This window comes from Modestobacter versicolor, assembly GCF_014195485.1.
Lineage (GTDB): Bacteria > Actinomycetota > Actinomycetes > Mycobacteriales > Geodermatophilaceae > Modestobacter > Modestobacter versicolor.
Genome location: NZ_JACIBU010000001.1, coordinates 1539640 through 1560601, shown reverse-complemented (window position 1 = coordinate 1560601; position 20962 = coordinate 1539640). Strand labels below are relative to the sequence as shown.

Below are 20962 nucleotides of genomic sequence, written 5' to 3'. Positions count from 1 at the left end.
GAGCGGGCAGACTCCCCGCATGGCGACCTCCCCGATGCCCGACGACTGGCAGCGCGCCCTCGTCGTGGCCGCCCACCCCGACGACATCGAGTACGGCATCGCGGCGGCGGTCGCGGTCTGGACGGCGGCGGGCAAGGACGTGCACTACGTGCTGGCCACCCGCGGCGAGGCCGGCATGGAGGGCGTGCCGCCGGAGACCGCCGGGCCGCTGCGGGAGGAGGAGGAGCGGCGGTCGGCCGCCGTCGTCGGCGTCACCGAGGTCGAGTTCCTCGACCACCGGGACGGCGTGCTCGTGGCGGGCCCGGAGCTGCGGCGGGACCTCGCCGCGGCGATCCGCCGGCACCGGCCGGAGCTGGTCGTCACCGGGTACTTCGGGCCGACCTGGACCCCGCCGGGGGTGTCGCCGGCCTACCTGAACTCCGCCGACCACCAGGCCCTGGGCCAGTGCGTGCTCGACGCCGTCGCGGACGCGGCGAACGAGTGGATCTTCCGGGACCTGGCCGAGCCGCGGTGGACGGGCGTGCAGTACATCGCGGTGCAGGAGCCGTCCGACCCGCCGCACGAGGTGGCGGTGGAGGGGCAGGTCGACGCGGCCGTCCGCTCCCTGACCGAGCACCGCCGGTACCTCGAGCTGCTGTCGGACGTGCCGGTCGAGGAGCAGGCCCAGCAGGTCATCGACATGTCGACGCTGACCGAGGACGGACGCCGCCGGGTCGGCTTCCGGCTCTTCTGGGGATGAGCACCCCCTAGACTGCTGGGCACGACGGACGAGTCGGCTGGGCGGTCGCGTCGGCGGGGGAGACCCCGTCGCCGAGGAACGTCCGGGCTCCACAGGGCAGGGTGGTCGTTAACAGCGACCCGGGGTGACCCGCGGGACAGTGCCACAGAGAACAGACCGCCAGTGCTCGCACTGGTAAGGGTGAAACGGCGGTGTAAGAGACCACCGCACACCGGGTGACCGGTGTGGCTCGGTAAACCCCACCCGGAGCAAGGTCGAAAAGGGACGGCGGTCCGCCGCCGTCCTGCGCAGGCGTTCGAGGGCTGCCCGCCCGAGCCTGCGGGTGGACCGCTCGAGCCTGCCGGCAACGGCAGGCCTAGATGGATGGCCGCTCATCGGGACGCCGCGAGGCGCCCGGGGACAGAACCCGGCGTACAGGCCGACTCGTCCGTCGCCCCCGCCGGTCCTGCGCCGTGGTCAGCGCAGCGAGTCGGGGGCGACGTCGTCGACGATCGCCCGGAACGTGCTGGTGTCCACCTCGTTGTCGACCGTCACCCGGACGATGTCGGTGACCTGCTCGCGGGACGTGGAACGGGCGGCGCTCACGCGGGCGGCGGCGATCAGCTTCAGCTGGTGCAGTCGGGCCGTGGAGCCGGGGACCGGGGGGAGTCGGTTCTCGCGCATGGACGGACGGTAGGCAGATCGTCCACCGGAGCGTGGGACGTTGCGGCACCGTGTCGTCTCACGGTACCTCCGCCGTCCCACGTGATGCACCCGTCACACGGGTTGGGAGATCAGCCCAGCAGCTCGAGCACGGCCCGTGGCGTCTGGTTCGCCTGAGCCAGCATCGCGGTTCCCGCCTGCGTCATCACCTGGTTGCGGGTGAAGGTCGTCATCTCCTGCGCCATGTCGGCGTCACGGATCCGCGACTCGGCCGCGGCCGTGTTCTCGATCGACACGTTCAGCCGGGCGAGGGTGTGCTCCATGCGGTTCTGCACGGCGCCGAGGTCCGCCCTGGTCGACGAGACCCGCCCCAGGGCCCGGTCGATCACCGGTAGCGCGCCCGCGGCGCCGGTCCGCCCGACGTAGCTGGGGGTCAGCGCCGCGGCATCAGCAGCGGTGGAGGTCCCCGACGGGGTGTCGCCGGCGAACACCAGTTCGCCGGAAGTGGCCATGAACGGGTAGCCGCTTGTCCCGAGCGCGGCCAGTGCCGCCGTGTTCAGGGCGTCGAGGTGCTGCTGAGCCGTCACTGCCCCCGAGTAGTCGACGCTGTCCAGGTCGAACGTGCGGCCGGCGTAGACGATGGAGCCCTTCATCGCCGTGTAGCTGTCGGCCTGCGAGAAGTCGCCGGCCACGCTGAGCCGGCCCGCCGTGGGGGTGCCGTCGGCCGCGGATACCGCAGCGTCGACCGTCGTCGGCAGGTCCGCGGCGTCCCTGAGATCGACCGGCGCCAGCTGCAGGCCGGGAACGTCGAGGCCCTGATCTCGCGTGCCGATACGCACGGTGATCGTCTCGCCCTCGTTGGCGCCTACCTGGAAGAGGCCGGCGTAGGTGCCGTCCAGCAGGTCCCTGCCGTTGAAGGACGTGGTGTGGGCGATCCGGTCCACCTCGGCCTTGAGTTGGTCCACCTCGGTCTGGATGCCGACCCGGGCGGCACTGTCGAGCCCCCCGTCGTTGGCGGCCTGCACGGCGAGGTCGCGCATGCGCTGGAGGACGGCGGTCGTCGCACCGAGGGCGCCCTCGGCGGTCTGCACGACACTGATGCCGTCCTGCGTGTTCCGGACGGCCCGGGTCATCCCGCCGATCTGGGAGCGCAGGGCCTCGGAGATGGCCAGACCTGCGGCGTCGTCGGCTGCCCGGTTGACCCGGTACCCGGACGAGAGCGTCTCGATGGACCGGGTCATCGCCCGGTCGGTGTACGAGACGGATCGGTGTGCGGCCAGCGCCGCGATGTTCGTGGCGATGCGCATGCCCATGCGGTGCCTCCCCATCCGTGCCCCCGCCGCATCCGTGCAGCCGGCCTTCTCACGGACAAACGGCAGCCGACGGGCAGATCTCAATCCGAACGCTGCGGTTCTCGCCCGGCTCGGAGAGCTCGTGAGGCCCGGACCTGGCGCTACCCTCCGCCGATGGCGACGCGGCGCAGCGCTCCCGGGTCGCGGCGTCGGCGGCTGCGGATCGCGCTGCTCCCCGCGCCCGGGCAGTCGCTCGGGCTGGCCGCGCTCGTCGCGGTGCTCGCCGCCGCGCTGGTCTCGGTGCCGCTCGTGCTGGGGTCCGCCGAGCAGGGGGCGTGGGCCGAGCAGCGCCGCGGGCTCACCGAGACGCAGATCGGGGCCACCCTCTACTCCGCCGCCAAGCCGCCGGACGTCGAGGGCACCGCGCTCGCGCCGGGCTCCGCCGACGTCCAGACGGTCCCGGCCGGGCCCCTCGACCTGGTGCCCCGGCTGGACGCCGCGGTCACCCAGGCGGCCCTGGACACCAGGACCGGCGTTCCGGTGGCGCTGACCCGGCTGCGGGTGCCCCTCTTCACGCCGTCCCGGGCGAGCTTCGTCAGCCGCGCCCAGCTGCTCCACCGGGACGGCGCCGCCGAGCACGTGGAGGTGGTCGCGGGCAGCGCCGACGACCGCGGCGTGCTGCTGCCGCAGCGGCTGGCCGACGACCTCGGGCTCGGCCCGGGCGACACCTGGACCGCCGAGTCCGCCGACGGGCTGCCCACCGCGCTCCCGGTCGCCGGGGTCTACGCCGACCTGGGGACCCCGCTGCCGGCGTGGTGGGAGGGACAGCGCGAGCTGTTCGCGCCCCGCGCGGAGCCGAGGTTCGGCCAGATCACCACGATGCCCTCGCCACCGGTCGTCATCGCCGACCGGGACGTGGTGCTGGCGGCGGCGGGGGACGTCGCGCAGGACGTGTTCCTGCAGTGGTTCCTGCCGCTGGCCGAGGGGATCGGCGTCGGCGGGGCCCGCGACGCCGCCGCGCAGCTGGATCAGCTGGGCACCGTCCTGTCCGACCCGGCCCGACCCGTCGCGCAGCTGGTGGCCGACGCGGACTTCCCCGCGCCCCGACCCACGTCGCAGCTGGCGGCCTCGCTGGACACGGTCGACGACACGGTGGCGCTGCTCCGGCCGCAGGTGCGCGCGGTCGGCACCGGCGCCGGCGTCGCGGCCGGGGTGCTGGTCGGTGCCTGGGCCGGCTGGCGCGTGCGACGGCGCGCGGACGAGCTGGCGTCGCTGGTCGCGCGGGGGGTCTCCCCGCTGAGCAGCGCCGGGACGGCGGTGCGCGAGGCCGTGCTGCCGGTGCTGGCCGGCGGCCTGCTGGGCGCCGTCGCTGCCTGGGCGCTCGTCCGGGCCGGCGGGCCGGCGGCCGAGCTGCCCGGTGCGGTGTGGCCGCCTGCCGTCGCCGCGCTGGCCGCCGGGGCGCTGGCCGCGCTGGTCGTCGTCGGCGTCACCACCGGCGCCCTGGTGACCCGGGCGGGGCAGCTGACCCCGAACCCGCTCGCCCAGTGGCTGGGCCGGGTGCCCTGGCTGGCGATGACCGCCGCGGTCACCGTCGTCGCCGTCGTGCCGCTGGTCACCGGCGACCCCGGCGGCCGGACGCTCGGGCCGGTGACGCTGGCCGTGCCGCTGCTGGTCACCGTGGTCGTGGCCGGCGCGGTCACCGCGGCGCTGCCGCTGCTGGGCCGGCGGGCCGGGGCGCGGCTCCGGCGCCTGCCGCCGGCCGCCTTCCTGGTCGCCCGCCGGGTGCTGGCCGCGCCCGGCGGCACCCGGCTGGTGGTCGTGACCACGGCGCTGTCGCTGGGGCTGGTCGTCTACGCCGGTGCACTGGCCGACTCCAGCCAACGGGCGCTCGCGGCGAAGTCCTCGGTGGCCACGCCCGCCGACGTCGTCGTGCCGCTGGTCCGCCGCACGGTGGAGGAGGGCGCGCTGCCGGCCGGCGCCACGATCGTCGGCTACGAGACCGACCTGGACGTGCTCCCCGGCGGCTCCACCGCCGACCTGCTCGCCGTCCGCCCCGACCAGCTCCCCGGCATCGTCCGCTGGGACGACGCCCTGGCCGACGAGCCGCTGGACCAGCTGCTGGCCGCGCTGGCCGACGGCGACGGCGGCGGGCGGGTGCCGGTGGTCGCCGCCGGCCCGGTGCCCGAGGAGGCCGCGGTGGGCCGGGAGCTCGAGGTGGCGCTGGGCCGCTACTACGCGGTGCCGGTCGTGGTGGTGGCCCGGGCCGAGGCCTTCCCCGGCCAGCGGTCGCGGCTGCCGCTGCTCGTGGCGGACTGGGACCGGCTCAGCGCGGCGCTGGAAGTTGCCGGGCGGGAGACCGCCGACGTCCTCGACCGGCAGGTGTGGGCCGCCGGTGAGGCGACGCCGCTGCTGGAGGCGCTGGACGCGGCGCTCTACGGCGTCGACGAGACCGGGGTCGACACCGGCGGGGCGTTCGCGCTCCGGCCCGAGGTGCGGGCGCTGTCCTGGTCGCTGGGGTACCTCCGCGCGGTTGCGCTGGGCGCGGGCGCGCTCGGGCTGATCGCGCTGGCCATGCACGCGGCGGCCCAGCAGCGCCGGCGCACCGTGGCCGCGCTGCTGCTCTCCCGGATGGGGATGAGCCGCCGCGCCGCGGACGCCGCCGGGGGAGCGGAGACCGGGGTGCTCGCAGCCCTGGCCACCGTGGTCGCGGTCGCGGTCGCGCTGCCGGCGTCCGCGCTGGTGCTGCCGCTGCTCGACCCGGTGCCCGCGGTGCTGCCCGGCCCCTCGCTGCAGGTGCCGTGGGGCAGCATCGGGCTGGTCGCAGCCGGTGCCCTGCTCGCGACCGGCGCCGCAGCGCTGCTGGGAAGCCGCGCCGCGGGGCGCACCAGCGGGGGGCAGGTGATGCGCGATGCCGGCTGACCGCCGGGCACCGGCCGCGCTGTGCGAGGGGCTGGTGCGCATCTACTGGTCCCGCAGCGGCGAGGTGCACGCCCTCAAGGGCGTCGACGCCGTCGTCCCGGCCGGCCGGCTGACCGCGATCACCGGACCGTCCGGCTCGGGCAAGAGCTCCCTGCTGCGCATCCTGGCCGCCCAGGACCGGCCCACCGCGGGACGGGCGGAGGTCGCCGGTGAGTCGCTCTCCGGCATGTCGAGCCGCCGGCTGCGCGCGGTGCGCCGCCGGCACATCGGCTACGTCTTCCCCCGGCCGGCGCAGAACCTGGCGCCGCACCTCGACGGCCGCGAACACCTGGCGGTGGCCGCCCGGCTGCGCGGCGTCCCGCGGGCCCGCGCCGCCCGCGAGGGCGCCGAGCTGCTGGACCTGCTCGGGCTGGCCGACCGCGCCGGCCACCTGCCCGGTGAGCTCTCCGGCGGCGAGCAGCAGCGGCTGGCCTTCGCCCAGGCGGTGATCGGCGGCCCGGCGCTCGTCGTCGCCGACGAGCCGACCGGCGAGCTGGACTCGCAGACGACGGCCGAGCTGCTCGCCGCCGTCCGGGAGCTGACCCTGGCCGGCACCACCGTCGTGCTGGCCACCCACGACCCGCTGGCCGCCGCGGCCGCCGACCAGGTGGTGCACCTGCGGTCGGGCACGGTCGCCCACGAGGAGGTGGCCGGTCAGCGGCTGGCGGTCATCGACGGCGACGGTCGGGTGCAGCTGCCCGAGGAGGCGCTGCGCCGGTTCAGCGCCCGGCGGGTGCAGATCGACGTGACCGCCGACGGCGTCGTCCTGCGGGAACCGTCGTGACCGCGCTGCGCGCCGTCGACGTGCACAAGGCCTACCGCCGGGGACGGGAGCAGGTGCACGCACTGCGGGGGGTGACCCTGGAGGTGCACCCCGGCGAGGTGGTCGCGCTCCTCGGCCGGTCCGGCTCGGGCAAGACGACGCTGCTCAACTGCCTGCTGGGCTGGGAGACCCCCGACTCCGGCGAGGTCACCGTGCCCGGTGCCGCCGAGCCGGGCGCGGCCCCGTGGCGGACGGTCGCGGTCGTGCCACAGCGGTTCGGGCTGCTCGACGAGCTCACCCTCGCCGACAACGTGGCGGTCCCCGCCCAGCTGGCCGGCATCGCGGACCCGGGGGAGGCCGCGCTCGCCACGCTGGGTGCCCTGCAGCTGGGGCACCTGGCCGACCGGCTGCCCGACGAGGTCTCGCTGGGCGAGCAGCAGCGCACCGCGCTGGCCCGCGCGCTCGTCGTCCGGCCGGCGTTCCTGGTGGCCGACGAGCCGACCGCCCGGCTGGACGAGGAGATGTCCACCCGGGTGCTGGCCACGCTGCGCGAGGTCCACGCCGCCGCGGGCACCGGCGTGCTGATCGCCGGCCACGACCCGCTGGCCGTGGCCGCCGCCGACCGGGTGGTGCAGCTCAGCGACGGGGTGCTGCTGGGCTGAGCCCGCTCAGCCCAGCACGGCGGGCACCGGCCGGGCGGCCAGCCACTGCTCGAGCCGGTCGGCCGGCAGCGGCCGGGAGTGCAGGTAGCCCTGGCTCTCGTCGCAGCCGAGCAGCCGCAGGTCGGCCAGCGTGGCGGCGTCCTCCACGCCCTCGGCGACCACCCGCAGACCCAGCTGGTGGGCCAGGCCGATGGTGCTGGAGACGATCGCGGCCGCGCGGGCGTCGGTGAGCAGGTCGGCGGTGAACGAGCGGTCCAGCTTCAGCTCGGCGACCGGCAGCTGCCGCAGGTAGGTCAGCGAGGCGTAGCCGGTGCCGAAGTCGTCGATGCTCACCGTGGTGCCCAGCGCGGCCAGCGCGGCGACGACGGTGAGGCTGCGGTCGGGGTCGCTGAGCAGCACGCTCTCGGTCACCTCCAGCACGATCGCCGAGGGCGGCACGCCGTGGTCGGCGAGCAGCCCGGCCACCCGGCCCGGCAGCCCGGTGTCGAGCAGGTTGCTGGCGGAGAGGTTCACCGACACCCGCAGGTCGTGCCCGGCGCGGCGCCAGGCCGCCGCCTGGGCGACCGCCTGGCACAGCACCGTGTCGGTCAGCGCGCCCATCAGCCCGTGCACCTCGGCCAGCGGCAGGAACTCCGCCGGGCCGAGCAGGCCGCGGGTCGGGTGCTCCCAGCGCACCAGCGCCTCCACGCCCACCGGCCGCCCGCTGGCGATGTCCAGCTGCGGCTGGTGGTGCAGCACGAACTGCCCGCTGCTCAGCCCGTGCCGGAGCTCCTCGACCAGCGCGAGGTGGCCGCTGCTGTCGCCGTGCCGGCTGCTGTCGTAGACGGCCACCTCGGCACCGGTGCGCTTCGCGTCGTACATGGCGGCGTCGGCCTGCCGCAGCAGCAGCGCGCGGCCGGCGCCCCCCGGCGCGCCGGTGGCGCCGTCGCTGCAGGCCAGCCCGATGCTCACCGTCACGTGCAGGCTCAGCCCGCCGACCTCGAACGGCTCGGCCAGCCGGTCGCAGAGCAGCCGGCCCAGCAGCTCGGCGCGCTCCGTCGGGGCCTGCCCGCCGGGCACCCGCGAGACCACGGCGAACTCGTCGCCGCCCAGCCGGCCCAGCACGTCGCTGGGCGCCAGCGCGGGCCCCAGCCGGGCGGCCACGAGCCGCAGCAGGTCGTCGCCGGCGGAGTGCCCGAGGCCGTCGTTGACCTCCTTGAACTTGTCCAGGTCGAGCAGGGCGAGGACGACGGGCGACCGCTCGTCGCACAGCTCCTCCACCCGGCGCAGCACCGCCCGCCGGTTGGCGACCCCGGTCAGCTCGTCGGTCAGCGCCTCGCGTCGGCTCACGGCCAGCTGGGCCAGCTCCCGGACGTTGACCAGCAGCCGCACGCTGGACCCGGTGGCGGCCACCGCGGCGCACCAGACCGGGAACCCGCTGGAGCCGGTGAGCGCGCTGGTCACCAGGATCGCGGTCGAGGCGGCGATCACGACGAACGCGCCGACCGTCGAGGCGGTCGGGTCCGCCGGCTGGGGGCTGGACGGCGCGGGCTCCAGCACCGCGGCCAGCCCGAGGCAGCAGGCACCGACCGCGCCGGCCAGCGCGGTCCAGCCGACCGGCTCGCCACCGGCCAGCGTCGTCGCCGCAGCCCCGGACAGCTGGACCACGAACGCGCCGAGGACCAGCCAGGTCCGCGGGTCGCGCCACATGGCCCCGAGGAACACCATCGACAGCGCGGTGCCGGCGACGACGAACAGCGCGGCGTCCTGGGCGAGCAGCGGCTGCAGCCGCCACCACGGGAGGTCGGCCAGCCGGCCGCCGGTGTGCTCGACCACCGTGCCCAGGACGGCGACGACGGCGAGCACCGCGGCCGACCCGTTGAGCACGTCGTTGGGGTCGGCGAGGCTGGTGCTGTACCGGTTCCACCGCACCAGCCCGCCGTAGGCGAAGGGGAACGCGACGACCGGCGCCCACAGCAGCGGGGTGGCCACCACGGCAGCCGGCACCGGCAGGGCCAGCAGCACGTCGGCGAGCAGCAGCGCGGCGGGCGCGACCAGGCCGGCGACGGCCATCCGCGCCCAGAGGGACCGCTCACCGGGCACCGTGCGCACCCGCCAGACCAGCACGACGGCCAGCCCGCCCGCGGCGAGCGCACCGCCGGCCAGCGCGGCCAGCGGGGGCGTCGCGGAACCGGGCCGGGCGGCCAGGGCGCTGGGCGCCGCGAGGAGGGCGACGAGGGGGAGGGCGAGGGCCCACCTCGGCGCCCCGGGGAGGAACCGCGGCAGTACCGGCATGGACCGGTCATCGGCCGGTCCGCCGCCGCGGTGGAGCGGATCGCACCGCGGCTCACCCGTTCGGGCGGCCGGGTCGGGGAGGATGAGCCGGTGGACGCGCGGCGCTGGCTGACCCTCGTCGGTGCCGGCTTCGCCGTGGTGCTGCTCAGCTGGGCGGTGCTGGTGCTGCTGGCGCGCCGGCTGCCGCCGGGCACCGCCCGGGAGCTCGCCCGGTTCCTGCCGGCCTGCGTCACCACCGTCCGCCGGTTGCGCCGGCACCCCGACGTGCCGCGGCGGGCCCGGCTGGCGCTGCTGGTGGCCGGGCTGTGGGTGCTCTCGCCGATCGACCTGATCCCGGAGTTCCTGCCGGTCATCGGGCCGCTGGACGACGTCGTGGTGGTGGCGCTCGCGCTGCGCTACGCCGCCCGGCAGGTGCCCCGCGAGGTGGTGCTGGCGGCGTGGCCGGGCCACCAGCGGCTGGTCGAGCGGCTGCTCGGCGGAGCGGTCCGCCGCTGACCCGGCCGGCGGGTGCGCGTCCGGCAGGCCGGGCGCGCACCCGAGGGCTCAGCGGGGCTGGGCCGGGTTGGTCGGGTCGCCGTGCGACGGCGGGTTCACCGGGGGACCGGACGTCGCCTCGGAGACCTGGGAGCCACCGGCCGGGGCGGCGGCGTGCTCGGGCTGGGCCGCCGCCGGGTCGCCGCCGGAGGGCTGGGCGCCGGACTTCAGCTCGTCCAGCCGATGGGTCATCGCCTGCACCACCTGGATCCGGTTGGCGTGCGCCTTCTCGTAGCTCAGCAGGGTCTGCAGGTCGTCGGCGTCCAGGGTGCGGATGCGCGAGGTGAGGCTGCCCACGGGCAGGTGGTCGTAGTCGGGCACGGGGAGGTCGGTGCGCTCGGACATCCCGGCTCCTTCCGTTCGGGGGAACAGGTCCGGAACCGCCTACCCGGCCGACTGGTGCTGACACCCCAGGGTGTGAGGCAGGGGGCGGTGGGTAGCCCGACCGGCGAACGACACGGGGCCCAGCACCGGCCCCTGCCCGCACGCACCGAAGGAGTTCCCCCGTCCCATGGACGTGACCTTCCTGGCACCGGTCTTCGCCGCGCCCGGCCCGTACGCGACGGTCTGCGCCGACGTCACCCACGTCACCGAGAACGCCGACACCGAGCTCGACCTGCGGGTCCGCGCGATCAGCGAGGAGCTGGCCGCCCAGGGCGCGCCCGAGCCGGTCGTCGACGCGGTGCGCGGCACCCTCCTGCAGGCCAACGAGGGCGGCCAGATCGCCACGCTCCGCGGCCGCGCGCTGATCGTGGCCGCCGACGGCACGGTGGTGCTCGACGAGGCCCTCGCCGACGCCCCGCGCGACCCGGTGACCGCGTGGTCGCCGACGCCCGACCTGCTGCCCGTGCTCCGCCAGCTCGCCGGCCGCGTGCCGCACGTCGTGGTGGTCGCCGACCGCGTGGGCGCCGACATCTCGGTGGCCGGCGGCACCGGCCAGCAGGTCGAGACCCAGCAGGTCGACGGCGACACCTTCCACATGCGGAAGGTCCAGGTCGGCGGCTGGGCGCACAACACCTACATGCACACCGCGGAGAACCAGTGGGAGGAGAACGCCGGCCGGGTCGCCGACCAGGTGCACGACGTCGTCACCCGCGACGGCTCCCGCTTCGTGCTCCTCGCCGGCGACGTCCGGGCCCGCCAGCTCATCGCGGACAAGGCCAGCAAGGAGGTCTCCGACGTCCTGGTCACCATGGACGGCGGTGGGCGGGCCGCCGGTGCCGACCGCTCGGTGATCGACGCCCGGGCCACCGAGCTGATCGCGGAGAACGAGGCCCAGGAGTCCGCCCGCGCGATCGAGCAGATCGAGTCGGCATCGGCCCACGGGCTGGCGGTGACCGGGACGGCGCTGGTCGTCGAGGCGCTGCGCAAGGCCCAGGTCGAGACCCTGGTGCTGGCCGACCAGCCCGACGACGAGCAGCTGTTCGTCGGCAGCTCCCCGCTCGAGGTGGGCGTGAGCAGCGAGGACATGGCCGCCCTGGGGGTCAGCGACGCCGCGCAGGTGCCCGCCGAGCGCGCGCTGCTGCACGCGGCGGTGGGCAGCGACGCCGCCGTCGTCGTCGTCCCGCGCGGCGCCATGCCGGGCGACATCCCGGTCGCCGCCGTCCTGCGCTACACCGACGCCTCCACCCCCAGCTGACGTCCCGTCAGCCCCCGACCCCAGCCGCGCCGCGGCTGACCCACAGAACGGAGCACCACCCATGACCGACCCCCACCAGCCCGCCACCCCGTCGGGCACCGACCCGGCCGACATCGAGCGGCGGGCCGCCCTCGCCGAGGCGCTGGGCAAGGAGGTGTGGCCGGCCGACCGGGACACCCTGGTCAGCAAGGCGCAGGAGTCGAACGCCCCGGACGCCGTCCTGGGGCAGCTGCGCCGGCTGCCGGCCGGCACCGAGTTCACCAACGTGCAGGAGGTCGCGCAGGCGCTCGGCCTGGGCACCGAGCAGCAGCGCTTCTGACGAAGGACCCCGTCCTCCTCACCCCTCGCGAGCTCGGGGTGAGCCTCGGGACGGGCCGCACCGCGGTGTAGCGCCTCGGGGGATCGGGGTAGGGGCAGGGGCATGCCCGACATGAAGGAACCGTCCCCCGAGGCGCTCGCCAACGTCACCGAGCACAACGTCGAGACCCGGTCGCAGCTGCTGCCTGAGGAGCGCTCCGCCGGGCCCAGCGCCGACCCGGAGAAGCAGGCGGCGATCATCCTGGCCGAGTCCGAGGAGCGCACGGTGCACGCCGACCCCGACGACGCCCAGGGCGGGCACCGGCAGTCGGCGGAGACCGCAGACCTGCCCTGAGCGGTCAGCCCGCCCGCGGCGGTGCGGTGCTCTCCCGGACGACCAACCGGGTGGCCAGCTCCAGCCGCGGGGTCTCCAGGTGCTCGCCGCGCACCAGGCGCAGCACCGTGCGGGCGGCCAGCGCGCCCATCTCCGACAGCGGCTGCTGCACGGTGGTCAGCGGCGGGGAGGCCCAGCGGGCCCCCGGCAGGTCGTCGAAGCCGACCACGCTGACGTCCTCCGGCACCCGCAGGCCGCGGCGGCGGACGGCCTCGTAGACCCCGTAGGCCATCTGGTCGTTCGCCGCGACGATCGCGGTCGGCGGCTCCGGGCGGTCGAGCAGCTGCGTGCCCGCGCGGAAGCCGGCCTCGTGGCTGAAGTCGCCGACGACGACGAGCTCCGGGTCGACGGTGAGCCCCGCCGCCTCGGCCGCGGCGCGGTGCCCGTCGAGCCGGGCCCGGCTGCACAGCAGGGTCGGCGTGCCGGCGACGACGCCGATCCGCCGGTGGCCCAGCCCGATCAGGTGCTCGGTGGCGCTCAGCCCGCCGGCCCAGTTCGTCGCCCCGATGGTCGGCACGTCGAGCGCGGGCACGCCGGCCGGGTCGACGACGACCGCCGGCACGTGGAGCCGCTGCAGCTCGGCGTGCAGCGCCGGGTCGACGTCGCTGGTCACCAGGATCGCCCCGTCGCTGGCCCGGGCCGCGAGGTTGTCCAGCCACGACCGGGTGTCGCTCGCGCGCCGGTGGATCGCGGTGACCACGGTGCCGACGCCCTCGGCGTGGGCGGCGTCCTCGACCCCGCGGATGATCTCCACGGCCCAGGGGCTGTCCAGGTCGTTGAAGACCAGGTCGATGAGGCGTGCGGTGGTGTTCGGGCGCTGCCCGCGGCGGCGGTAGCCGTGGTCGCGGAGCAGCTGCTCGATGCGCTCGCGGGTGTGCGGCGCCACGTCGGAGCGCCCGTTGAGCACCCGGGAGACGGTCGGCACGGAGACACCTGCCTCCGTGGCGATGGTGGCGATCGTGACCCCGCGGGTCCGGCTGTCCGGCACTGGTCCTCCTCGTCCGGTCGCCCAGCCTAGGGGGCGGGGCTGTGCGGGCGGACCGGGTGACGAGCCGGCTCACCCGGAGGCGTCAGGTCCGCCGGCCCGGGGTAGGACGCACGACCGACCGGGAGGAGGGGCCATGCCCAAGACCACGAAGAGCGGCGACGCCCGCCAGGACGAGATCCCCAGCACCCTGCAGCGCTCCGACGAGAAGGCCCAGCGGACCTTCGCCAAGGCGCACGACTCGGCCGCCGAGTCCTACGGCGACGAGCAGCGCGCGAACCGGGTGGCGTGGGCGGCGGTCAAGCACACCCACGAGAAGGTCGGCGACCACTGGGAGCCCAAGGACCACGAGGGCCCGAGCGACCCGCAGGCCGAGGGCGGCGCGGGCACCGACCGGGAGACCAAGGGCGGGGTGGACGCCAACGCCACCAAGGAGCACCTGATGGACCTGGCCCGGCGGCTGGACGTGCCCGGCCGGTCGTCGATGACCAAGGCCGAGCTCGTGGACGCCGTCCAGAAGGCCAACGACCGGGAGACCGCCCGGTCCCGCGGGAGGTGACCCGGCCAGACTGACCGGGTGAGCAAGGACGACCTGCGCCGCCGGTACGAGGAGCTCAGCCAGTGGCCGCTGGTCGTGCTGGCCCTGCTGTTCGTGGCGGCCTACGCCTGGGGCGTGCTGCGGCCGGACCTGCCGGGGTGGCTGCTGAGCACGCTGGACGTCGTCACCGTGGTGGCGTGGCCGGTGTTCCTCGCCGACTACCTGCTGCGGCTGGGGCTGGCCCGGCACCGCTGGCGGTTCGTCCGGGAGAACTGGGTCGACGGCGTCGCGGTGCTGCTGCCGCTGCTGCGGCCGCTGCGGATCATCAGCCTGGTCCGGGTCGCCCGGGTGATCGACCGGCGGCTGACCAGCACGCTGCACGGCCGGGTCGCCGCCTACGTCACCGCCACCGCCTCGCTCGTCGTCTTCATGGCCTCGCTGGCCGCCTACGACGCCGAGCGCGCGGCCCCCGGTGCCTCGATCACCAGCTACGGCGACGCCGTGTGGTGGGCGGTCACCACGATCACCACGGTCGGCTACGGCGACGAGTACCCGGTCACCCCGGAGGGGCGGCTGGTCGCGGTGCTGCTGATGGTCAGCGGCATCGCGCTGCTCGGTGTGGTCACCGCCGCCGTCGCCTCCTGGTTCGTCGGCCGGGTCGCCGAGGCCGCCCAGGCCCAGGACGACGCGGACGACGCCGCCCTGCTGACCGAGGTGCGGGAGCTCGCCGAGGAGGTCCGCCGGCTGCGCGCCGAGCTCGCCGACCGGGACGGGGCGGCCCCGGTCAGGACGACGGGATCAGGATGAGCTCGGTCTGCCGGGCGTCGAGGTACTCCACCCCGCGGTCGGTGAGCGCGATGCCCTGCTCCAGCGCCATCCGCACCAGCTGACCGCCCCACTCGGGCACCGGCACCCGCACGCACAGCTCCAGCGCCCACACCGTGTCCGTGCGCACCTCCGCCGAACCCGCCCCGGGCACGCCGTCCTGCTGGTCCCACATGCCGATGGCCGGGCCGGCGCCGTGGCCGTGCACGCCGACCGGGTGGGAGTAGACGTCGCCGTCGATGCCCTCGGCAGCCGCTGCCGTACGGGCCGCGGCCAGCACCTGGTCGCCGGTGCGGCCGGGCTGCAGCGCCGCCGTCGTCACGTCCTGCATCCGGTTGCCGACCGCGAGCGCGGCCACCAGCCCGGCCGGCGGCGCGGTCTCCCCGGGCCGCAGCACGTACCCGTTGCGCTGGGTGTCGGTCGTCAGCCCCAGCGTGGAGAGGCCGACGTCGCAGTGCACCAGGTCGCCGGGCTCGATCACGGCGTCCCAGGGCACGCTGGGCACCGCGGTGCCGCGCACCTCCGCCAGCGGGGACCCGGCCCGCTGCAGGCCGACGGTCGGCTGGAACCAGCCGTCGACGCCCAGGTCGGCGAAGCGCTGCCGGATCCACCAGGCGACGTCGGCGGCCGTGGTCTGCCCGACGGTGATGACCGCGGGGGAGTAGGCCTCGTCGATCACCTGGTGCACCAGCCGGTTCATCGCGTGCATCGCCGCGATCTCCTCGGGCAGCCGGGTCTCCAGCCAGCCGATGGCCACGGCCTCGGCCGACACCAGCTTCTCCGCGTGCGGCCCGAGCGCGGCGACCAGCAGGTCGTGCTCGGTGTGCGAGAGCCCGTCGGCGTGCGCGAAGGTCGCCGAGACGTCGATGCCGATCGTGCGCGGCGCGGCCTGGTCGACGAAGCGGCGGACCGCCGCCCACTGCGACTCCTCGTTGGTGCGGCCGGGCTGCTCGTCGGCCTCCCACGCGGGCATGAACTGGCCCACCGGGTACCGCGAGACCGCGGCCGCGGTGACGCCGTCGTCGCTGCGGTGGAACAGCAGGATCGTCCGCCGCCGGGCCGACAGCCACGTCGCCGGCAGGAGCGTCTGCAGCACCGGGTCCTCGTTGTACTCGCGGCCGACCACGACCCACAGGTCGATCCCGGCCCGGTCCATCAGCCCGGGCAGCACGTCCAGCAGCCGCTGGGTGAGCCAGCGGTCGCGCACGTCGGCCTGCTCGCGCAGCGGCAGCGGCACGGTGCGGGTGGGGTCCGGGACGGTCCGGTCGGCGGTCACGGTCATGCCAGCAGGAAAGCAGACAACGCGCCCCCGCACCGCTCGGGGGCGGGATCGGTGCAGGTCAGGCCATGCCGCCGGCGCTGCGCGGGGTGGCCCGGGGGAGCGGCACGACGGCGGCACCGGCCACCACGACCCGGTCCCGGCCGTGCTGCTTGGCCTCGTACATCGCGGCGTCCGCGCGGTCGACCAGCCGCCACAGCGCGTCGCCGGGCTCCTCGCCGTCGCCCGGCCGGGCCAGCGCCACGCCGATCGAGACGGTGACCTCGCACTGCAGCCCGACGCCGCTGGAGGACACCGCCAGCCGGAGCCGCTCGGCCAGGTGGCGGGCCTCGCTGGGGTCGGAGACCAGCCCGAGCACCACCAGCTCCTCCCCGCCGGTGCGCGCCAGCACGTCGGGCGGGCGGACGGTGGCGCCGAGGGCAGCGGCGACGCAGCGCAGCACGGCGTCGCCGGTGGCGTGGCCGTAGGCGTCGTTGAGCCGCTTGAAGTGGTCGAGGTCGAGCACCAGGACGGCGACCCGCTGGCCGTCGCGGCGGGCCTGCCGCCAGATCCGCGGTGCCTGCTCGACCAGCGAGCGGCGGTTGGCCAGCCCGGTGAGCGGGTCGGTGGAGGACAGCGCGAGCGTGCGCGCGAGCAGGCGCTGCACCGGCGGAGCAGGAAGACCCCGAGGGTGACCAGGTCCAGGACGGCGGCGTTCACCGTCACCTGGACCACCAGCCCGGCGGTGTCGGGGTAGCTGCGGCCCAGCGCCAGGGCGCAGGCGACCACGACCAGCACCATGTGCACGGCCAGCATCCGCGGGCCCAGGAACCAGGCCGCGGCGGCGCAGCAGAACAGCAGCATCAGCGGCGAGGCGTACAGCAGCGGGTCGAGCGTCGACTCGGCGACGACGACGTAGACGACGTCGCCCACGACCACCAGCGCGGCGGTGGTCGCCGGGTCGACCCGGCGGCGCAGCACCAGGGCGACGGCAAGCAGCAGCAGGAGCGCCATCGTGGCGGCGTAGAGCAGCCGGGTCGGGCCCGGGCGCAGCACGCCGTCGATCAGCAGGTTCAGCGAGCCCAGCGCGGCCCCGGCGGTCAGCAGCGCGGCCAGGCAGAAGGCGGCCAGCCGGGTCTCCGAGGTGTCCGGTGCGACCGCTGCGTCCTCGACGAGGAACAGGTCACCCGCGGGCGCGCGACGGTGCCGGGCCACCGGCCGCTGCTGACCCGACATGGCTGCAGGATGCACCACTGGCGGCCCGGGCAGAAGGCACTTGGTCACCGCATATCCGGAACCCGGCCGGGAGGTACGGCCGCCCCTGCGGAGGAGCGCGGACGCGGGCGCGGGTGCGAGGCTGGTGACCTGGACGCGCGCGCTGAGAGGAGCACGACGTTGGACGAGGGCCCCTGGTTCTTCTGCCTCAAGCACCACACCGTCGAGACCCGGGACGGTTGCGCCGAGCGCCACCGCCTCGGTCCGTTCGCCACCCGCGCCGAGGCGGAGCACGCCCTGCAGAAGGTCGCCGAGCGCAACGAGGCGGCCGACGCCGCCGACCGCGCCTGGGAGGAGGGCGACCGCTGACCCGATCGGCCGGGGGGCGCCGGCCGGGGCATGATCGTCGCGAGGTGGCGCGCCCGGCCGGGCGGCCGGCAGGGACTGGAGGGGTCGTGACGGACGGACGTGCGGTGGAGGACCTCGTGGTCGGGGTGCTCGGGGGGACCGGGCCGCAGGGCCGTGGCCTGGCGGTGCGGCTGGCCGCGGCCGGGCAGCGCGTGCTGCTGGGGTCCCGGGACGCCGAGCGCGCCGAGGAGGTCGCCGCCGAGGTCGCCACCCGCGCCGGGGCGGCCGCCGGCGGGGTCGAGGTGTCGGTGCGCGGCGGGTCGAACGTCGACGTCGCCGGCGCCGCAGACCTGGTGGTCATCGCCGTCCCGTACGCCGGGCACGCCGACACCCTCGCCGAGCTGGCCACCCCGCTGGCCGGCAAGGTCGTCGTCGACTGCGTCGTCCCGATGGGCTGGGACGAGCTCGGCGCCTACGTGCTCGACGTCCCCGAGGGCAGCGTCTGCCAGCAGGCGGCCGTGCTGCTGCCCGACAGCTCCGTCGTCGGCGCGTTCCACCACCTGTCGGCGGTGACGCTGGAGGACCTCTCCCAGCCCACCCTGGACGGCGACGTGATGGTCGTCGGCGACACCCGCGAGGCCACCGACGTGGTGCAGGCGCTCGCCGGGCGGCTGCCGGGCATGCGCGGGGTCTACGCCGGGCGGCTGCGCAACGCGCGGCAGGTCGAGGCGCTGACGATCAACCTGGTCTCGGTGAACCGCCGCTACAAGGCCCACGCCGGCGTCCGCATCACGGATGTCTGAGGTGACGCGACCGTAGGTCGCCCGGCCCCCTGCAGGGGCCCGCCGCGAGCTCGCGAGTGGTGGGGGGCAGGGGGTCCTTCGAGGCTCCTGGCCGCGGTGACGTCCGGAGGGCGTCAGTCGAAGGAGTGCTCGGGGCCGGGGAAGACACCCTCGCGGACCTCGGTGGCGTACTCCTGGGCCGCGCGCAGCAGCTCACCGCGCAGGTCGGCGTACCGCTTCACGAACTTCGGCACCCGCCCGGCGGTCATCCCGGCCATGTCCGGCCAGACGAGCACCTGGGCGTCGCAGTCCGGGCCGGCGCCGATGCCGATGGTCGGGATGGCCAGCTCCTTGGTGACCTGACCGGCGATCTCGGCGGGCACCATCTCCATCACCACGGCGAAGGCCCCGGCGTCCTGCACGGCGTGCGCGTCGGCGAGCAGCTGCTCGGCACCCGCCCCGCGGCCCTGCACCCGGAACCCGCCGAGGGCGTGCTCGCTCTGCGGCGTGAAGCCGATGTGCGCCATCACCGGGATGCCCGACTCGGTGAGCAGCCGGATCTGCGGGGCGACCCGCACCCCGCCCTCGAGCTTGACCGCCTGGGCGCCGCCCTCCTTCATCAGCCGCACCGAGGTCTCGAAGGCCTGCTGCGGGCCGGACTCGTAGCTGCCGAAGGGCAGGTCGGCGACGATCAGCGAGCGGGACGTCGACCGGGTGACGGCCTTGGTGAGCAGCAGCAGGTCCTCGACGGTCACCGGCACCGTGGAGCTGTGGCCGAGGACGACGTTGCCCGCCGAGTCACCGACCAGCATCACCGGGATGCCGGCCTCCTCGAAGACCCCTGCTGCGTAGGTGTCGTAGGCGGTGAGCATCGCCCACTTCTCGCCGCGCTCCTTGGCCTGCTGCAGGTGGTGCACGCGCACCCGGGCGGTCGACCCCCCGCCGTACAACACCGACTCGGTCATCCTGCTGCTCCTTCGCGGACGCTGGGCAGGCTCTCCCGCCAGCGGTTGGTGACCGGCAGCCGCCGGTCACGGCCGAACGCCTTCAGGGAGATCTTGGTGCCCGGTGCCGACTGCCGGCGCTTGAACTCGGCCGTGTCGACCAGCCGCAGCACCCGGGCGACGACCTCGGGGTCGTGCCCGCGCTCGAGCAGCTCGGCCATCCCGAGGTCCCGGTCGACGTAGTCGGTGATGACGGCGTCGAGCTCGGAGTAGCTGGGCAGCGAGTCGCTGTCCTGCTGCCCGGGGGCCAGCTCCGCCGAGGGCGGCTTGTCGATCGAGTTCTGCGGGATGGGCTCGACCTCGCCGCGGTCCCGGGCGTGGGCGTTGCGCCAGCGGGCGAGGTCCCAGACCAGCGTCTTGAGCACGTCCTTGATCGGCGCGAAGCCACCGGCGGCGTCGCCGTAGAGCGTCGAGTAGCCCACGGCCACCTCGCTCTTGTTGCTGGTGGCCAGCAGCAGGTGGCCGTGCTGGTTGGACAGCCCCATCAGCAGCGTGCCGCGCACCCGGGCCTGCAGGTTCTCCGCCGCCACCCCGGACAGCTCGACCGACCCGGCGAACGCCTCGACGATCGGCGCGATCGGGACGACGGAGTAGTGCATGCCCAGCCGCTTCGCCGAGTCCTCCGCGTCGGACAGCGAGTGCTCGCTCGAGTACTTCGACGGCAGCCCGACGCCGACCACCCGGTGCGCGCCCAGCGCGTCGACCGCGAGCGCGGCGACCAGCGCGGAGTCGATGCCGCCGGACATGCCGAGCACCACCGAGGGCATGCCGTTCTTGTCGATGAAGTCGCGCAGGCCCAGCACCAGCGCCCGCCAGACCTCCTCGCAGTCGCTCAGCGGCTCGACGACCGTGCCCGGGCACGGCTCGAACGGCGCGACCGGGGAGTCCGACACCAGGTGCCGGGTGACCGTCATCGGGCCGATCCGGCCCTCCCGCCGCTCGGGCACGGTGGCCGGGTCGATCGCCAGGTCGACGGTCAGCAGGTGCTCGACGAACTGCGGTGCGCGGGCCAGCAGCTCACCCGACGGCGAGACGGCCAGCGAGTCGCCGTCGAAGACCAGCTCGTCCTGACCGCCCACCTGGTTGCAGTAGACGATGGTCGCCCCCGCCTCGGCTGCCCGCCGTTGCACCAGCGGCAGCCGCAGGTCGTCCTTGGCCCGCTCGTACGGGGAGGCGTTGGGGGAGACGACCAGGTCGACCCCGGCCTGGCCGGCGACGCCGCAGGGGCCGCCCTCCACCCAGAGGTCCTCGCAGATGGTCAGGGCGACGTCGACGCCGTGCAGTCGCACGACCGGGAGCTCGGTGCCGGGCACGAAGTACCGCGCCTCGTCGAAGACGCCGTAGTTGGGGAGGTGGCGCTTGTAGTAGCGGGCCACGACGGCGCCGCCGTGCAGCAGGGCGGCGGCGTTGCGCGGGGCGCCGCGGCGCGGGTTGGCGTCGCCGGGGACGTCGTCGGCGTCGGTGGGCGCCCGGTCGACCGGGGCCGGACCGCTGCCCTCGGTGTGCGCCAGGTAGCCCACGACGACGGCGGTGCCGCCCAGCCCGTCGGCGGCGAGCCGGCCGGCGAGGTCGACCAGGGCCTGCTCGCTGGCCCGGGCGAAGGACTCGCGGAGCACGAGGTCCTCGGCGGGGTAGCCGGTGAGGGTCATCTCCGGGAAGACGACCAGGTGCGCGGCGTCCTCGGCCGCCCGCCGGGTCCAGTCGACGACGAGGTCCGCGTTGCCCGCCAGGTCCCCGACCCGGGTGTCGACCTGGGCGAGCGCGACGCGTAGCTGTACCGGTGCAGTCACGGCCACAGTCTGGTCGTCGTCCC

At 75.7% G+C, this 20962-nt stretch carries 20 protein-coding genes, 1 other RNA gene and 1 pseudogene; 13 read left to right on the top strand and 9 right to left on the bottom strand.

Features of this window, described 5'->3' with window-relative positions:
• Positions 1 to 19: 19 nt before the first annotated feature.
• Complete coding sequence (locus FHX36_RS07545) at positions 20 to 739, top strand: PIG-L deacetylase family protein (RefSeq protein WP_110551831.1); 720 nt, start codon at positions 20 to 22, stop codon at positions 737 to 739.
• 29 nt (positions 740 to 768) lie between these two features.
• Positions 769 to 1169, top strand: an RNA gene (gene rnpB, locus FHX36_RS07540) — RNase P RNA component class A.
• Positions 1170 to 1195: 26 nt separating this feature from the next.
• Here rnpB and FHX36_RS07535 read toward each other — a convergent pair.
• Both FHX36_RS07535 and FHX36_RS22715 read right to left on the bottom strand, forming a co-directional pair.
• The gene (locus FHX36_RS07535) at positions 1196 to 1402 is read right to left on the bottom strand and encodes a hypothetical protein (protein ID WP_110551830.1); all 207 of its coding nucleotides are present in this window, start codon (positions 1400 to 1402) and stop codon (positions 1196 to 1198) included.
• Positions 1403 to 1512: 110 nt separating this feature from the next.
• Complete coding sequence (locus tag FHX36_RS22715) at positions 1513 to 2694, bottom strand: flagellin N-terminal helical domain-containing protein (RefSeq protein WP_246405427.1); 1182 nt, start codon at positions 2692 to 2694, stop codon at positions 1513 to 1515.
• A gap of 153 nt (positions 2695 to 2847) precedes the next feature.
• Between FHX36_RS22715 and FHX36_RS07525 the strand changes: the two genes are divergently transcribed.
• The 3 genes from FHX36_RS07525 to FHX36_RS07515 are packed head-to-tail and all read left to right on the top strand — an operon-like array spanning position 2848 to position 7056.
• Positions 2848 to 5592 (top strand): hypothetical protein, encoded by a 2745-nt coding sequence (locus FHX36_RS07525; RefSeq protein ID WP_183513651.1) that lies wholly within the window; start codon positions 2848 to 2850, stop codon positions 5590 to 5592.
• Entirely contained in the window at positions 5582 to 6415 is an 834-nt protein-coding gene (locus tag FHX36_RS07520; protein WP_183513650.1) for an ABC transporter ATP-binding protein, read from the top strand. Before FHX36_RS07525 ends, FHX36_RS07520 begins: the two co-directional genes overlap by 11 nt.
• On the top strand, positions 6412 to 7056 hold the full coding sequence (locus FHX36_RS07515) for an ABC transporter ATP-binding protein (RefSeq protein ID WP_110554198.1): 645 nt from the start codon (positions 6412 to 6414) through the stop codon (positions 7054 to 7056). The genes FHX36_RS07520 and FHX36_RS07515 overlap by 4 nt, the downstream gene beginning before the upstream one ends.
• 6 nt (positions 7057 to 7062) lie before the next feature.
• Here the strand turns inward: FHX36_RS07515 and FHX36_RS07510 are convergent, their stop codons facing one another.
• On the bottom strand, positions 7063 to 9330 hold the full coding sequence (locus FHX36_RS07510; protein ID WP_183513649.1) for a putative bifunctional diguanylate cyclase/phosphodiesterase: 2268 nt from the start codon (positions 9328 to 9330) through the stop codon (positions 7063 to 7065).
• 309 nt (positions 9331 to 9639) lie between these two features.
• On the opposite strand from FHX36_RS07510, the pseudogene FHX36_RS24130 reads away from it, so the two are divergent.
• Positions 9640 to 9718: pseudogene (locus FHX36_RS24130) on the top strand (DUF1232 domain-containing protein); the annotation flags it as partial.
• A 155-nt stretch (positions 9719 to 9873) separates the two neighbouring features.
• Here FHX36_RS24130 and FHX36_RS07500 read toward each other — a convergent pair.
• Complete coding sequence (locus tag FHX36_RS07500) at positions 9874 to 10209, bottom strand: DUF8129 domain-containing protein (RefSeq protein WP_183513648.1); 336 nt, start codon at positions 10207 to 10209, stop codon at positions 9874 to 9876.
• Between the two features lie 166 nt (positions 10210 to 10375).
• On the opposite strand from FHX36_RS07500, the gene FHX36_RS07495 reads away from it, so the two are divergent.
• The 3 genes from FHX36_RS07495 to FHX36_RS07485 all read left to right on the top strand — a co-directional run bounded on the left by FHX36_RS07495 (position 10376) and on the right by FHX36_RS07485 (position 12155).
• On the top strand, positions 10376 to 11503 hold the full coding sequence (locus tag FHX36_RS07495) for a baeRF2 domain-containing protein (RefSeq protein WP_110551147.1): 1128 nt from the start codon (positions 10376 to 10378) through the stop codon (positions 11501 to 11503).
• 61 nt (positions 11504 to 11564) lie between these two features.
• On the top strand, positions 11565 to 11822 hold the full coding sequence (locus tag FHX36_RS07490; protein WP_110551148.1) for a DUF2795 domain-containing protein: 258 nt from the start codon (positions 11565 to 11567) through the stop codon (positions 11820 to 11822).
• Positions 11823 to 11924: 102 nt separating this feature from the next.
• The gene (locus FHX36_RS07485; protein ID WP_110551149.1) at positions 11925 to 12155 is read left to right on the top strand and encodes a hypothetical protein; all 231 of its coding nucleotides are present in this window, start codon (positions 11925 to 11927) and stop codon (positions 12153 to 12155) included.
• A 4-nt stretch (positions 12156 to 12159) separates the two neighbouring features.
• On the opposite strand, the gene FHX36_RS07480 is transcribed toward FHX36_RS07485, so the two are convergent.
• Positions 12160 to 13182 (bottom strand): LacI family DNA-binding transcriptional regulator, encoded by a 1023-nt coding sequence (locus FHX36_RS07480; protein ID WP_110551150.1) that lies wholly within the window; start codon positions 13180 to 13182, stop codon positions 12160 to 12162.
• A gap of 133 nt (positions 13183 to 13315) precedes the next feature.
• On the opposite strand from FHX36_RS07480, the gene FHX36_RS07475 reads away from it, so the two are divergent.
• A complete protein-coding gene (locus FHX36_RS07475; protein ID WP_110551151.1) occupies positions 13316 to 13738 on the top strand; it encodes a ChaB family protein in 423 nt (140 codons plus the stop codon).
• An 18-nt stretch (positions 13739 to 13756) separates the two neighbouring features.
• A complete protein-coding gene (locus tag FHX36_RS07470; RefSeq protein WP_110551152.1) occupies positions 13757 to 14524 on the top strand; it encodes a potassium channel family protein in 768 nt (255 codons plus the stop codon).
• Here the strand turns inward: FHX36_RS07470 and FHX36_RS07465 are convergent.
• Together FHX36_RS07465 and FHX36_RS22705 are read right to left on the bottom strand one after the other, a co-directional pair.
• Positions 14502 to 15824, bottom strand: a complete 1323-nt coding sequence (locus tag FHX36_RS07465; RefSeq protein ID WP_110551153.1) for a M24 family metallopeptidase — start codon at positions 15822 to 15824, stop codon at positions 14502 to 14504. The two genes, FHX36_RS07470 and FHX36_RS07465, sit on opposite strands and share 23 nt — an antisense overlap.
• Before the next feature lie 58 nt (positions 15825 to 15882).
• The gene (locus FHX36_RS22705; protein ID WP_258372616.1) at positions 15883 to 16467 is read right to left on the bottom strand and encodes a GGDEF domain-containing protein; all 585 of its coding nucleotides are present in this window, start codon (positions 16465 to 16467) and stop codon (positions 15883 to 15885) included.
• Positions 16468 to 17195: 728 nt separating this feature from the next.
• Between FHX36_RS22705 and FHX36_RS07455 the strand changes: the two genes are divergently transcribed.
• The gene (locus tag FHX36_RS07455) at positions 17196 to 17384 is read left to right on the top strand and encodes a hypothetical protein (protein WP_110551154.1); all 189 of its coding nucleotides are present in this window, start codon (positions 17196 to 17198) and stop codon (positions 17382 to 17384) included.
• Between the two features lie 86 nt (positions 17385 to 17470).
• Positions 17471 to 18166, top strand: a complete 696-nt coding sequence (gene npdG / locus FHX36_RS07450) for an NADPH-dependent F420 reductase (RefSeq protein WP_110551155.1) — start codon at positions 17471 to 17473, stop codon at positions 18164 to 18166.
• A gap of 113 nt (positions 18167 to 18279) precedes the next feature.
• Here npdG and panB read toward each other — a convergent pair whose 3' ends face one another.
• Both panB and FHX36_RS07440 read right to left on the bottom strand, forming a co-directional pair.
• The gene (gene panB / locus FHX36_RS07445; RefSeq protein ID WP_110551156.1) at positions 18280 to 19110 is read right to left on the bottom strand and encodes a 3-methyl-2-oxobutanoate hydroxymethyltransferase; all 831 of its coding nucleotides are present in this window, start codon (positions 19108 to 19110) and stop codon (positions 18280 to 18282) included.
• On the bottom strand, positions 19107 to 20939 hold the full coding sequence (locus FHX36_RS07440; protein WP_110551166.1) for an NAD+ synthase: 1833 nt from the start codon (positions 20937 to 20939) through the stop codon (positions 19107 to 19109). The genes panB and FHX36_RS07440 overlap by 4 nt, the downstream gene beginning before the upstream one ends.
• Positions 20940 to 20962: the final 23 nt, after the last annotated feature.

Coding starts and splice junctions, on each gene's coding strand:
- FHX36_RS07475 (WP_110551151.1), top strand. CDS start 13,316: ATGCCCAAGACCACGAAGAGCGGCGACGCCCGCCAGGACGAGATCCCC.
- FHX36_RS07495 (WP_110551147.1), top strand. CDS start 10,376: ATGGACGTGACCTTCCTGGCACCGGTCTTCGCCGCGCCCGGCCCGTAC.
- FHX36_RS07520 (WP_183513650.1), top strand. CDS start 5,582: ATGCCGGCTGACCGCCGGGCACCGGCCGCGCTGTGCGAGGGGCTGGTG.
- FHX36_RS07525 (WP_183513651.1), top strand. CDS start 2,848: ATGGCGACGCGGCGCAGCGCTCCCGGGTCGCGGCGTCGGCGGCTGCGG.
- FHX36_RS07510 (WP_183513649.1), bottom strand. CDS start 9,330: ATGCCGGTACTGCCGCGGTTCCTCCCCGGGGCGCCGAGGTGGGCCCTC.
- FHX36_RS07485 (WP_110551149.1), top strand. CDS start 11,925: ATGCCCGACATGAAGGAACCGTCCCCCGAGGCGCTCGCCAACGTCACC.
- panB (WP_110551156.1), bottom strand. CDS start 19,110: ATGACCGAGTCGGTGTTGTACGGCGGGGGGTCGACCGCCCGGGTGCGC.
- FHX36_RS07500 (WP_183513648.1), bottom strand. CDS start 10,209: ATGTCCGAGCGCACCGACCTCCCCGTGCCCGACTACGACCACCTGCCC.
- FHX36_RS07465 (WP_110551153.1), bottom strand. CDS start 15,824: ATGACCGTGACCGCCGACCGGACCGTCCCGGACCCCACCCGCACCGTG.
- FHX36_RS07545 (WP_110551831.1), top strand. CDS start 20: ATGGCGACCTCCCCGATGCCCGACGACTGGCAGCGCGCCCTCGTCGTG.
- FHX36_RS22715 (WP_246405427.1), bottom strand. CDS start 2,694: ATGGGCATGCGCATCGCCACGAACATCGCGGCGCTGGCCGCACACCGA.
- FHX36_RS07535 (WP_110551830.1), bottom strand. CDS start 1,402: ATGCGCGAGAACCGACTCCCCCCGGTCCCCGGCTCCACGGCCCGACTG.
- FHX36_RS07490 (WP_110551148.1), top strand. CDS start 11,565: ATGACCGACCCCCACCAGCCCGCCACCCCGTCGGGCACCGACCCGGCC.